Source organism: Agromyces rhizosphaerae (genome assembly GCF_027925245.1).
Taxonomy (GTDB): domain Bacteria; phylum Actinomycetota; class Actinomycetes; order Actinomycetales; family Microbacteriaceae; genus Agromyces; species Agromyces rhizosphaerae.
The window spans coordinates 1,351,842-1,364,535 of record NZ_BSDP01000001.1 but is presented as its reverse complement, the minus strand read 5'-3'; the positions used below and the strand labels follow the sequence as shown (position 1 = coordinate 1,364,535).

The following is a 12,694-nucleotide window of genomic DNA, read 5'->3' as shown; positions in this document are numbered from 1 at the left end:
CCGCGGCATCCGTCGCCCTCGCACTCGACCGGAGCGGCGCGCGGGCATACGATGACGCCATGAGCGACGACGTCGCGAAGCCGGCGCCGGGGGACGCGAGTCCGTCGGAGGGGGAGCCGAGACTGCCGGGGGTCGGCGCGAAGGACGACCACGGGTTCTTCGGCCAGCCTCGTGCGCTCGCCAACATCTTCGGCGTGGAGATGTGGGAGCGGTTCAGCTTCTACGGCATGCAGGGCATCCTGCTCCTCTACCTCTACTACTCCGCGTCCGAGGGCGGCCTCGGCATGGAGCAGTCCACGGCCGCCGGCATCGTGGGCGCGTACGGCGGCGCGGTCTACCTCTCGACGGTGCTCGGCGCGTGGATCGCCGACCGGCTCTTCGGCTCCGAGCGCGTGCTCTTCTGGAGCGCCGTCGTCATCATGCTCGGACACATCGCGCTCGCCCTCCTGCCCGGGTTCTGGGGCGTCGGCGTCGGGCTGATCCTCGTGGCGCTGGGCAGCGGCGGGCTGAAGGCGAACGCCACCGCCGTCGTCGGCACGCTCTACCGTCCGGACGACCCGCGCCGCGACGCGGGCTTCTCGCTGTTCTACCTCGGCATCAACCTGGGCGCGTTCCTCGGTCCGCTGCTCACGGGGCTGCTGCAGTCGAACCTCGGCTTCCACTGGGGCTTCGGCCTCGCCGCGGTCGGCATGGCGATCGGGCTCATCCAGTACTCGTTCGGCCGCCGTCGCATCCCCGACGTCGCCCGCGAGGTCCCCAACCCGCTCCCGCGCGATCGCCGCATCATCGCCGCGGTCATCGCCGCGGTCGCGATCGTGCTGATCGGCGTCGGCGTGCTGCTCGGGCTGATCACCGCCGACAACCTCGTCACCCTCGTGATCGCCGGCACCGTGATCGCCGCGATCGCGTACTTCGCCGTGATCCTCACGTCGCAGCGCATCACGAGCCTCGAACGCTCGCGCGTGTACGGCTTCATCCCGCTGTTCATCACGAGCGTCGGGTTCTGGTCGCTGTACCAGCAGCAGTTCACGGTGCTCACGATCTACTCCGACGAGCAGCTCGACCGCCACATCCTCGGCTGGGAGATGCCGGTGCCGTGGGTGCAGGCGATCAACCCGATCTTCATCATCATCCTGTCGGGGGTGTTCGCCGCGCTCTGGACGAAGCTCGGCACGCGTCAGCCGTCGACCCCGGTGAAGTTCGCCGTCGGCACGATCGTGATGGGCGTGGCGTTCCTGCTCTTCCTACCGTTCGCCGACGGCGGGAAGAACTCGACGCCGCTGCTGTGGATGGTGCTCATCCTCTTCACCTTCACCGTTGCGGAGCTGCTGCTGTCGCCGGTCGGGCTGTCGGTCGCGACGAAGCTCGCACCCGCGATCTTCCGCACCCAGATGGTGGCGCTGTTCTTCCTGTCGATCGCGCTCGGCACCTCGATCGCCGGCCTGCTCGCCGAGTTCTACACGAGCGTGAACGAGGCGACCTACTTCGGCGTGCTCGGTGCGATCGCCATCGCCATCGGGGCCTCGCTCTTCCTGGCCGTGCGGCCCGTGCTCGCCCTCATGCGCGGCGTCCGCTGACGGCCGCGGAGGTTAGGATGCCGGGATGACCGTCCCGCTCGTGGTGATCCCCACCTACGACGAGCGCGACAACCTCGGGCCGATCATCGCGCGCGTCCGCACCGCCGTGCCGGAGGCATCCGTGCTCGTCGTCGACGACGCCTCGCCCGACGGCACCGGCGAGGTCGCCGACGGCATCGCGTCGCGCGACGACGCCGTGCACGTGCTGCACCGGCCGGGCAAGCAGGGGCTCGGCGCCGCCTACCTCGAGGCGTTCGACTGGGCGCTCGCCCACGGCCACGACCCGATCGTCCAGCTGGACGCCGACGGCTCGCACCTGCCCGAGGAACTGCCGCGCCTGCTGGCACGGCTCGATCGGGCGGATGCCGACCAGGCCGCACCCGACCTCGTCGTGGGCTCGCGCTGGGTCGACGGCGGCTCCGTCGAGAACTGGCCCGTGCACCGCCAGGTGATCTCCCGGCTGGGCAGCGCCTACGCGCACCTCGTGCTGCGCCTGCCGGCGCGCGACGCGACCGCGGGGTTCCGCGTCTTCCGTGCCGACGCCCTCCGCGCCATCGACCTCGCCGACGTGCACACGCGCGGCTACGGGTTCCAGGTGGACGTGCTCTGGCACGCGCACCGTGCCGGCCTCGTCGTGGTCGAGGAGCCGGTGCGGTTCGTGGAGCGCGAGCGGGGCGCGTCGAAGATGAGCCTCGGCATCGCCGTCGAGGCGGCGGCCCGGGTGACCTGGTGGGCGATCCGCGCGCCGTGGACGCGGCGACCGCCCCACCTCGCTCGCCGGGCGGGCGATGCGTCAGACCGCGAGGTGCAGCGGGTCGGCGAGCAGCCGCGACCTGGCGGTGGCGAACCCGCCGAGTAGGGCGGCGTCGGGTCCCGCGGCGCCCGCGAGCACGAGCGGCGCCTGTTCGGCGTCGGACGCCAGGAACCCGTCGGTCGTGACCGCGTCGGCGATGTCGCCCACGAGGTCGGCCCAGTAGCCGCCCACCACGATGACCTCGGGGTCGAGCGCGGCGTCGAGGGCGCGCAGCGCGCGGCCGATCCAGAGCACCGCGTCGTTCCACGACCACACCGCGGGCTGGTCGTTCGCGGCGATCCGCTCGCGCAGCTCCTCGAGCGCCGTCTGGAGCCCGTGCTCGCGGCGCAGCTCCGTGAGGCCGGCCCGGTCGAGCACGATCTCGGGGCCGGCGATCGTCACGAGGCATCCGAGTTGCCCGCATCGGCACGGCACCCCGGTGGGGTCGATCGCGACGTGCCCGATTGAGCCCGCCGACCCGTGCGCGCCGGGGACCGGCTCGCCGTCGACGACGACCGCGCCGCCCATGCCGCTGTGGCCGGAGATGTAGAGGAAGTCGCCGAGGTCGTCGAGCGCGTCCAGCTCGGCCCGGGCCGCGGCGGTGCCCTCGCCGAGCAGCGCGAGCCCGTTCGGCAGCGTCGGCTCGAGCTCGCTCAGCCGCGGCAGGCGCTCACGCAGCCCCGCGAGCACGTCGACGTCGCGCCAGCCGAGCTCGTGGTCGACCCGCACGACCGCCGGGTCGCCGCCCACCACGCCGGGCACGATCACCGACACCGCTCCGATGCGCCGGTCGCGGCTGTCCGCCCCGCCGATCGCGGCGTCGAGCACCGGTGCGAGCACGTCGAGCACCGTGTCCGGGTCCTCGAGCGGCCCGCCGTGGCGGGCGGTGAACCGGGCGAGCTCCTCCCCGGAGATGCCGTGCAGCACGGCGACGGCCGCGTCGGCGTCGGTGCGGGCCGTGACGATGGCGAGGTCGTCGGTCGCGAGCCGCAGCACGGTGCGCGGCCGCCCGCCGCCGTCGCCGCCGACCGTCGCCTCGCGCACGACGCCGGCGTCGATGAGCGTCGACGCGAGCGTGCGGATCGACCCCCTCGCGAGCCCGGTGCCGCGCGACAGCTCGGTGCGCGACGCGGGTCCCGCGGTCGCGAGCCGCCCCACGACCAGTGCGAGGTTCCGCGTGCGCGTGTCGGGATCCGCCATGCGAGCGGCGTGCGCGGTGTCCCCGGTCCGTTCCCCTCGGATCATGTCGCCAGCATGGCACAGGCCGCAGGCGCGTGCGTATGCCCCTAACGGGTGTCGTCGGCGCCCGGTGCGGCCAGCAGCGCGACCAGGTAGTCGAGGTGCGCGGCCATGTCGAGCTCCGGCTCGAGCAGCCACTGGATCTGCAGGCCGTCGGCCGCGGCGGCGAGCAGCGCGGCGGCGCGGTCGGGATCGACGTGGGCGCCGAGCTCGCCGGCGTCGATGCGCGAGCGGAGCAGCTCGGCCATCATCGAGCGGAAGAGCCGGTAGCGCTCGACGAAGTAGTCGTGGGCGGGATGCGCCGGGTCGGCCGCCTCGATCGAGAGCTGCGCGTACAGCTGCACCAGGCCGGGCACCGACGCGTTGCCGCGCACGACGTCGACGAAGCCGGTGAGGGGCGCGCCGCGGTACGACCCCGCGGCCGCCTCGTCGCGCCGGTCGCGCGTGCGGAGCACCTCGACGAAGAGGTCCTCCTTGGTGCCGAAGTAGTGCAGCAGACCTGCCTGGCTGAGCCCGACGGCGTCGGCGAGCTCCTTCACGGATGCGCCGCGATAGCCGTTGCGCGCGATCACGTCGAGCGCCGTGGAGAGGATCTCCTCGCGCTTCGCGATGCCCTTGGCGTACGAGCCCCTGCGTGCCATGCGCTCGATCGTAGCCGTCGAGCGCGCCGGGCATGAAAACCGAGCGAGCACTTGAAAATGAAACGCGAACGATCTATGGTTTCTCATACCGCGTCGTCGCGCCCCGCGTCGTGCGACCGGTCACCAGGACGAAGGAGCACGATGACCGACACGCTGAACCGCCCCGCCGCCGACCGCGAGGTGCGCGTGGCCGACCTCACCCTCGAGGAGAAGGCCTCCCTCACGAGCGGCGCGAGCTTCTGGACCACCGAGCCGATCGAGCGGGTGGGCCTGCCCGGCATCATGCTCACCGACGGCCCGCACGGCGTGCGCAAGCAGCGCGCCGGCGCCGACCACCTCGGCATCGCCGACAGCGTGCCGGCCACCTGCTTCCCGCCCGCCGTCGCCCTCGGGTCGTCGTTCGACCCCGAGCTGCTCGAGCGGGTCGGCGTCGCCCTGGGCGAGGAGTCGCTCGCCGAGGACGTCGGCGTGCTGCTCGGCCCGGGCATCAACATCAAGCGCTCGCCGCTCTGCGGCCGCAACTTCGAGTACCTCTCCGAGGACCCGATCGTGTCGGGCGTCATGGGCACCGCGCTCGTGCGCGGCCTGCAGTCGCAGGGCGTCGGCGCCTCGCTCAAGCACTTCGCCGCGAACAACCAGGAGGCCGACCGCATGCGCGTCTCGGCCGACGTCGACGAGCGCCCGCTGCGCGAGATCTACCTCCGCGGGTTCCAGCGCGTCGTGCAGGACGCCCAGCCCTGGACCGTCATGTGCTCCTACAACCGGCTCAACGGCGTCTACACCTCCGAGGACCCGTGGCTGCTCACGAGCGTGCTGCGCGACGAGTGGGGCTTCGAGGGCCTCGTCGTCTCCGACTGGGGCGCCGTCAACCACCGCGTCACCGGCCTGGTCGCCGGCCTCGACCTCGAGATGCCGTCGAGCGACGGCCGCACCGACGCCGAGCTCGTGGCCGCCGTGCGCGCCGGCGAGCTCGACGAGGCCGCGCTCGACGTCGCCGTGCGGCGCAACCTCGACCTCGTGCACAAGGCGGTCGCGGCAGCGAGGCCGGATGCCACGTACGACGTCGACGCCCACCATGCGCTCGCCCGCGAGGTCGCGGCCGCGAGCATCGTGCTGCTGCGCAACGAGGGCGGCGCGCTGCCGCTGGAGCCCGGGGCATCCGTCGCCGTCGTCGGCGAGCTCGCGCGCACCCCGCGCTACCAAGGCGCCGGCTCGTCGCTCATCAACCCGCACCGCCTCGACAACGCGCTCGACGAGATCCGCGCGGTCGCGGGTGCCGAGGTGCCGTTCGCGGCCGGGTACTCCGCCGACGGCACGGCCGACGCCGCGCTCGCGGACCAGGCCGTCGCCGCCGCATCCGCAGCCGGCACCGTGCTGCTGTTCCTCGGCGTGCCCGCCGAGCTCGAGTCGGAGGGCTTCGACCGCGACGACATCGAGCTGCCCGCCGCGCAGCTCGAGCTCGCCGACCGGGTGATCGCGGCCAACCCGAACACGGTCGTCGTGCTCTCGAACGGCGGCGTCGTGCGCCTGCCCTTCGCCGACCGCGTGCCGGCGATCGTCGAGGGCTGGCTGCTCGGCCAGGCCGGCGGCGGCGCGGTCGCCGACGTGCTCTACGGCCGCGTCAACCCGTCGGGCCGGCTCGCCGAGACGATCCCGCACCGCCTCGAGGACAGCCCGGCGTTCCTCGACTTCCCCGGCGAGCACTCCCGCGTGCGCTACGGCGAGGGCCTGTTCGTCGGCTACCGCTGGTACGACGCCCGCGCGATCGACGTGGCGTACCCGTTCGGGCACGGCCTCTCGTACACGGACTTCGAGTACGCGGATGCCTCGGCCGAGGCCACGGCCGACGGCATCGACGTGCGCGTGACCGTGACCAACACGGGCGACCGCGACGGCGCCGAGGTCGTGCAGGTCTACTCGGCGCTGCCCGGGTCGTCGGTGGTGCGCGCGCCGCGCGAGCTGAAGGGCTTCGCGAAGGTGTCCGTGCCCGCGGGCGAGTCCCGCGTCGCGCGCGTGCACCTGCGCCGGGACGACCTCGCGTACTGGGACACGCGCGCGGACGCCTGGATCGTCGAGGGCGGCGCGTACGAGCTGTCGATCGGCGCGTCGAGCCGCGACCTCCGCGCGACGGTGTCGGTGGACGTGGCGGGCGACGACGTGCGCGTGCCGCTCAGCATGCACTCGTCGATCGGCGAGGTCGTCGAGGACCCGATCGCCGGGCCCGTCATCCGCCAGGCGCTCGCCGCCGAGGGCTCGTTCATGGCCGACCCCGCCATGTTCAAGATGCTCGCGTCGTTCCCGATCGGCCGGCTCACGTCGTTCCCGAACATGCCGCTCGACCGCGACGAGGTCGAGCGCGTGCTCGCCGAGGCGAACGCGCGGTCGTAGCGTCCGCCGAGGTCGTCGTCGGCGACTCAGTCGAAGTCGACGACCTCGCGCAGGAACCGGTCGAGCTCGGCGGCCATGTCCACGCCCTCCGGGTCGAGCAGCCACTGCACCTGCAGGCCGTCCATGACCGCGACCGCCTGGCGGGCGGCCGACCCTGGGGTCGTGCCGTCGCGGAGTCGGCCGAGCTCGCGGCATCCGTCGAATGCCCGCTCGAGCCGGCCGACGGTGTCGGCGTAGCGCGTCACGAAGTACGCATGGGCCGGATGCCCCGGGTCGGTGGCCTCCGCCGAGAGCGTGCAGTACAGGGCGACCACGCCCGGCACCGACGCGTTGTAGCGGGCGAGCTCGACCAGGCCGCGGAGGGTGGCGAGCGGATCGGCGTCGTCGGTGCCGAGCACGTCGATCGACCGCTGGTCGCGGTGCTCGAGCACGGCCGCGAGCAGCGCGCTCTTGGTGGGGAAGTGGTGCAGCAGTCCGGCCTCGCTCATGCCGACCGCCGTCGCGATGTCGCGGATGGAGCCCGAGCGGTAGCCGCCGCGGGCGAACACGTCGAGCGCGGCGTCGAGGATCGCGGCGCGCGTGCGCTTCGTCTTCGCGTACGGCCCGCGCTTGCGCCCCGTCGCGGCGACCTGCTCGGTCATGCCCGTGCCTCCCGCATCCGTTCGCAGACGAGCGTACCGGTGCCGGTCGACCATGCCCGGTTCCCAGACCCGTCGATTCCCTGCGCTCTGAGCGCTGAGAACGCAGGAATTCGACGGGTCTCGGCGTCAGGCGGCGGGTTCGACGCGGAGGGTGGTCGCGACCGCGGACGGGGCGACCATGGCGCGCGTGGGGCCGGTGTCGCCGTACTTCGCGAAGTAGGCGGCATCGACGTCCTCGTCGTGCGCGTCGTCGGGGATGTACGTGACATCGCGGGTCTGCCCGCCCCAGCTGACGGCACCGGCGAGGTTGCGCAGCACGCCCTTGTACCACTGACCGTCGGCGCCCTTGTAGGAACGCACGTACAGCGCGCCGTCGACGACGACGTGCCAGACGATCGTGAGGGTGCGCAGCGAGCCGTCCTGCTTCCGGCCGGCGACGCGGATCTCCTGCGTGCGGTCGAGCGAGTCGAGTTCATCGGGGGTCCACGTGGGCATGGTGCTTCCTCTCGTCATGGACGTCGCCTCCCACTCTGCGGCATCGGCCGCGCCGGCGACAGGCCCTGGCGGTACCTGTCTCGTCAGGGACTCCCACGCCCGCGCGCGGCGGGGTCGAATGGCTGAGGTCGCGGGTCCTTGCCCGTGGCGGAACCACTCAGAAGGAGAACGAGACACCTCATGAAGGCCACGTTCCTGTACGGCGCCGGCGACGTCCGCGTCGAGACGGTGCCCGACCCCGTCATCCAGCAGCCCACCGACGCCATCGTCCGCACCGTTCGCGCCTGCGTCTGCGGCAGCGACCTGCACCCCTACCACTCGATGCCGCACTCCGAGCACGGCAACCCGATGGGCCACGAGCTGATCGGCGTCGTCGAGGAGGTCGGCGCGGCCGTCACCTCGCTGCGGCCCGGCGACTTCGTCATCGCCCCGTTCGCGTTCCAGGACAACACCTGCGCGTTCTGCCGCGAGGGCTTCCAGACCTCGTGCCCGCACGGCGGCTGGTACGGCACCCCGCAGACGGGCGGCCTCCAGGCCGAGCTCGCGCGCATTCCGCAGGCCGACGGCTCGCTCGTGAAGGTGCCCGACGTCGACCCCGCGGGCGCCGACCCGAGCCTGCTCGCCTCACTGCTCACGCTCTCGGACGTGTACCTCACCGGCTACCACGCCGCGCACATGGGCCGCGTCGAGCCCGGCAGGACCGTCACCGTGATCGGCGACGGCGCGGTCGGCCTCTCGGCCGTGCTCGCGTCGCGCACCATGGGCGCCGAGCGCATCATCCTGATGGGTCGCCACACCTCGCGCACCGATCTCGGCCGCGAGTGGGGCGCCACCGACGTGGTCGCCGAGCGCGGCGCCGAGGGCATCGCGAAGGTCATGGACCTGACCGGCGGCGAGGGCAGCCACGTCGTGCTCGAGGCGGTCGGCCACATGCCGGCGTACGAGCAGTCCTACGGCGTCGTCCGCCCGGGTGGCGTCATCTCCCGCGTCGGCGTGCCGCAGTACGAGGAGGCGCCGATCGGGTTCGGCTCGCTGTTCGGCAAGAACGCGACGCTGACCGGCGGCCCCGCGCCCGTGCGCGCCTACCTCGAGCCGGCCATCCGCCAGGTGCTCGAGGGCGAGATCGACCCGGGTCGCGTGTTCGACCGTTCGGTCGGCATCGACGACGTGCCCGCGGGCTACGCGGCGATGGACGCGCGCGAGGCGCTGAAGGTGATGGTCGAGTTCTGATGGACCCGGCGCAGTTCGAATCCCACGAAGGAGCGACGACATGAGTACACGGATGCAGCCCAAGGGCGCGACGATAAAGGGACCCGAGCAGTGGTTCACCGGCGACGTCTACTTCAACCCCTACTACATGGGGAAGCCGCCGTCGCGGACGCGGGTCAACCTCGTGCGCTTCACGCCCGGGGCGCGCACCGCCTGGCACCGGCACGCCGTCGGCCAGACCCTGCACGTGACGGAGGGCATCGGCTGGGTGCAGTCGCGCGGCGAGGAGCCGATCGAGCTGCACCCGGGCGACACGGTGTACACGCCGCCCGGGGAGTGGCACTGGCACGGCGCGGCATCCGACGGCTTCATGTGCCACCTCGCCGTGTGGGAGGCGCCCGAGCCGGGCTCGGCCGAGCCCGAGACCGTCTGGGGCGACCACGTGTCGACCGACGAGTACCCCTCGGCCTGACCGGGCCGCCGATGTGACGAGATGTCGGATGCCTCGGGCGACACGCCGGCCCCGCGCCGTGACACGCCGTCGCCGCGGCGGGGCATCCGACATCTCGTCACGCACCTCGGCGTGGTCGCGCGGCCGCGATCAGGAGCCGGCGGCGGCCCGCTCCTGGGCGGCGAACTCCGCCTCGTGCGTCGCCGCCCAGGACGCGAGCATGCGCAGCCCGTCGGCCGAGGGCGATCCCGCCGGGGCGGTGTAGACGTTCAGCACCAGGCCCGGCTCGCTCGGCAGCTCCATCGACTCGTAGTTCAGGTCGAGGTCGCCGATCACCGGGTGGTGCAGGCGCTTCAGGCCGCTGCGGTGGAACTTCACGTCGCGCGACGCCCAACGCTCGCGGAACAGCTCGCTCTGCGTGGAGAGCTCGCCCACGAGCCGGATGAGCTCCGGGTCGTGCGGGTTGCGCCCCGCCTCGAGGCGCAGCATCGCCGCCGCGTCGTGCGTGATCTGGTCGTAGTCGCGCCACAGTTCGCGCGCGGCCGGGTTCAGGTAGGCGAACCGGGTGGTGTTCACGGGCCGGCGCGGGTCGTCGTAGACCTGCGAGTAGAGCGCGCGGGCGAGGCGGTTCGCCGCGATGATGTCGTGCCGGCCGTTGCGCACCCACGCCGGGGCGTCGGCGAACGCGTCCAGCACCTGCTGCACGGCGGGGCGCACGACGGGCCCTGCCTGGGAGGTGCGCGTCCGTCCCGGTCCCGCGGCACGGGCGAGGTCGTAGAGGTACTGTCGCTCGGCTTCGTCGAGCTGGAGCGTGCTGGCGAGCGCGTCGAGCACGCTCTCGGAGGCCCCCGCGAGGTTGCCGCGCTCGAGCCGCACGTAGTAGTCGACCGAGACGCCCGCGAGCATCGCGACCTCCTCGCGGCGGAGGCCCTTCACGCGCCGGTTGCCGCCGTAGGCGGGCAGGCCCGCCTGGTCGGGGGTGATGCGGGCGCGCCGGGAGCTCAGGAACTCCTTGATCTCGTCGCGCAGGTCGGCCATGACCCCACGGTATGCCCGTACGCCGCGCGCAGGGAGGCCCTGCGAGTGCCTGCCACGCGGCATCCGTCTGCCAAGACCCGTCGAAATGCTGCACTCTGAGCGCTCAGAGCGCAGGGAATCGACGGGTCTCGATGGTGCGCGCGCTGAGACCCGTCGAAATGCTGCACTCTGAGCGCTGGGAACGCAGGGAATCGACGGGTCTCGGGTCAGGAGGACTGCTCGCGCGAGGCGCGCAGCGCCTCCACGAGGGTCGCCGCGTCGTAGTGGCCCTTGTGGCGCTTCTCGCCGATGAAGAACGTGGGCGTCGAGTGCAGGTCCATGACCTCGGCGTCGAGCGCGTCGTCGGTGACGCGGTTCGCGACCTCGGTCGAGTTGAAGTCCTCGAGGAACCGTTCGGGGTCGAGCCCGAGCTGCTCCGCGTAGCCGCACAGGTCGTCGACCTCCAGGCGGTCCTGGTTCGCGAACAGCAGCTGCCCCATCTCGTAGAACGCGTCCTGCTTCGCGGCCGCCTCCGCGGCGCGCGCGGCGTCCACGGCGTGGTCGTGCACCTCGGTCAGCGGCAGGTGCCGCCAGACGTAGCGCAGGTCGTCGCCGAGCACCGACCGCACGTGGTCGATCGAACCCGTCGCGCGGCTGCAGAACGGGCACTCGAAGTCGCCGTACTCGACCAGCGTGAGCGGCGCGTCGACCGGGCCGCGGATGTGGTCGCGCTCGGGGTCGACGGGCCGCGCGAGCGTGCCGCCGACCGGCACGGGCGGCTGCAGCCGGTCGCTCACCCGGAAGACGACCCACGCCAGCAGGAAGGCGACTGCGGATGCCACGAGCACGCCGAATCTCGCCTCGGCCTGTGCGAGCGGGTCGTCGATCGCGATGTCGACGATGAACAGCGAGATGGTGAAGCCGATGCCCGACAGGGCCGCTCCGCCCGCGACGCGTGCGAGGGTGAGGCCCGGCGCCAGCGTGCCCAGTCCGGTCGCGCGGACGATCGCGGTCGTCGCGGTGATGCCGACGAACTTGCCCACCACGAGACCGGCGATGATGCCCCAGAACAGCAGCGAGCCGAGGGCCGCGCCGACGGTCTCGGCATCCAGGCGCACGCCCGCGTTCGCGAGGGCGAACAGCGGCAGCACGATGTACGTGACGTACGGCGAGTACGCCGTCTGCAGGCGCTCGTTCTCGGAGATCGAGGCGCGCAGGCTGCGGGTCGCCGCCGCCGCGTACTCGGAGCTGGGTGACTGGCGGAACGCGGTCGTGAGCTCCACCGCGCGCTCGACGTCGCGGCGGCGCGGCGGGAAGACCGGGATCATGAGCGCGATCGCCACGCCCGCGAGGGTCGGATGCACCCCGGACGCGTACATCGCGACCCAGGCGCCGATCGACAGCACGGCGTACGCCGGTCCGCGGCCGACGGGCAGGTAGCGCACGAGGAACACGCCGGCGAGGAACGCGATCGACAGCAGCAGGGGCCAGATCTGGATGTCGTCGCTGTAGAAGATCGCGATCGCGCCGAGCGCGCCGACATCGTCGACCACGGCCAGCGTGAGCAGGAAGATGCGCAGCCGCGCGGGGAACTTGGGGCCGATGACCGCCAGCGCGCCCACGAGGAACGCGGTGTCGGTCGAGATCACGGCGCCCCACGCGTGCGCCTGCTCGGTCGTGCCGGCCACGGCGAGGAAGAACAGGGCGGGGACGACCAGCCCCGCGACCGCGGCGATCACGGGCACCATCGCGCGGGAGCGGTCGGTGAGCTCGCCCAGGGTGATCTCGCGCTTGACCTCGAGGCCGATCGCGAAGAAGAACAGCGTCATGATGCCGTCGTTCACGAGGTGGCGCAGGCTGATGTGCGCCTCGAACGACCCCACGGCGAGCTCGATCTCGGTCGACCAGAACTCGTCGTAGGTCGCGCTCATCGGCGAGTTCGCCCAGGTGATGGCGACCAGCGTGGCGAGCAGGAGGAGGCCTGCGGCGGTGCGCTCGGACGAGCCCCCGCTGAACCGCGGTCGCCGTGACCGGCCGGGCCGGGCCGGGCGGTCGGGGCGCGACGGCGCGGTGCTGAGCTCGATCGGTTCGCCCATGCCCCGCCCTCCGCACGCCTGCGGACACGCTAGCGGGGTGCGCGCGTGTGAATCCACCCCGAACGCCGGCGCCTGTGGAGACGCGGGGCCGACTCCGTGGCCCTCGAGGGTGCACCGGTGCCAGACTGGAGCGGTACTCGCGCCGAC

The 12,694-nt window shown here is 72.7% G+C and carries 11 protein-coding genes; 5 read left to right on the top strand and 6 right to left on the bottom strand.

Going from position 1 to position 12,694, the window contains the following annotated elements; genetic code table 11:
- Window positions 1-59: 59 nt before the first annotated feature.
- Together QMG39_RS06445 and QMG39_RS06440 are read left to right on the top strand one after the other, a co-directional pair.
- On the top strand, window positions 60-1,577 hold the full coding sequence (locus QMG39_RS06445) for a peptide MFS transporter (protein WP_281883222.1): 1,518 nt from the start codon (window positions 60-62) through the stop codon (window positions 1,575-1,577).
- A 25-nt stretch (window positions 1,578-1,602) separates the two neighbouring features.
- Window positions 1,603-2,436: a polyprenol monophosphomannose synthase gene (locus tag QMG39_RS06440; protein ID WP_281883220.1), complete on the top strand. Its 834-nt coding sequence runs from the start codon at window positions 1,603-1,605 to the stop codon at window positions 2,434-2,436.
- Here the strand turns inward: QMG39_RS06440 and QMG39_RS06435 are convergent.
- Window positions 2,371-3,570, bottom strand: coding sequence for an ROK family protein (locus QMG39_RS06435; RefSeq protein WP_281883218.1), 1,200 nt, complete (start codon window positions 3,568-3,570; stop codon window positions 2,371-2,373). The two genes, QMG39_RS06440 and QMG39_RS06435, sit on opposite strands and share 66 nt — an antisense overlap.
- 86 nt (window positions 3,571-3,656) lie before the next feature.
- Window positions 3,657-4,250 carry a TetR/AcrR family transcriptional regulator gene (locus QMG39_RS06430; protein ID WP_281883216.1) on the bottom strand — a complete coding sequence of 198 codons (594 nt, stop codon included), beginning with the start codon at window positions 4,248-4,250 and terminating at the stop codon, window positions 3,657-3,659.
- Between the two features lie 141 nt (window positions 4,251-4,391).
- Here QMG39_RS06430 and QMG39_RS06425 point away from each other — a divergent pair, with 141 nt between their 5' ends.
- Window positions 4,392-6,638 (top strand): glycoside hydrolase family 3 C-terminal domain-containing protein, encoded by a 2,247-nt coding sequence (locus QMG39_RS06425; RefSeq protein ID WP_281883214.1) that lies wholly within the window; start codon window positions 4,392-4,394, stop codon window positions 6,636-6,638.
- 26 nt (window positions 6,639-6,664) lie between these two features.
- Here QMG39_RS06425 and QMG39_RS06420 read toward each other — a convergent pair whose 3' ends face one another.
- Both QMG39_RS06420 and QMG39_RS06415 read right to left on the bottom strand, forming a co-directional pair.
- The gene (locus QMG39_RS06420; protein ID WP_281883212.1) at window positions 6,665-7,279 is read right to left on the bottom strand and encodes a TetR/AcrR family transcriptional regulator; all 615 of its coding nucleotides are present in this window, start codon (window positions 7,277-7,279) and stop codon (window positions 6,665-6,667) included.
- Window positions 7,280-7,405: 126 nt separating this feature from the next.
- A complete protein-coding gene (locus QMG39_RS06415; protein WP_281883210.1) occupies window positions 7,406-7,774 on the bottom strand; it encodes a DUF2255 family protein in 369 nt (122 codons plus the stop codon).
- Window positions 7,775-7,954: 180 nt separating this feature from the next.
- Here QMG39_RS06415 and QMG39_RS06410 point away from each other — a divergent pair, with 180 nt between their 5' ends.
- A complete protein-coding gene (locus QMG39_RS06410; protein WP_281883208.1) occupies window positions 7,955-9,004 on the top strand; it encodes a zinc-binding dehydrogenase in 1,050 nt (349 codons plus the stop codon).
- Between the two features lie 40 nt (window positions 9,005-9,044).
- The gene (locus QMG39_RS06405) at window positions 9,045-9,455 is read left to right on the top strand and encodes a (R)-mandelonitrile lyase (protein ID WP_281883205.1); all 411 of its coding nucleotides are present in this window, start codon (window positions 9,045-9,047) and stop codon (window positions 9,453-9,455) included.
- 129 nt (window positions 9,456-9,584) lie between these two features.
- Here the strand turns inward: QMG39_RS06405 and QMG39_RS06400 are convergent, their stop codons facing one another.
- Window positions 9,585-10,472, bottom strand: coding sequence for a helix-turn-helix transcriptional regulator (locus QMG39_RS06400; protein ID WP_281883203.1), 888 nt, complete (start codon window positions 10,470-10,472; stop codon window positions 9,585-9,587).
- A gap of 206 nt (window positions 10,473-10,678) precedes the next feature.
- Window positions 10,679-12,547, bottom strand: a complete 1,869-nt coding sequence (nhaA, locus tag QMG39_RS06395; RefSeq protein WP_281883201.1) for a Na+/H+ antiporter NhaA — start codon at window positions 12,545-12,547, stop codon at window positions 10,679-10,681.
- Window positions 12,548-12,694 lie beyond the last annotated feature (147 nt).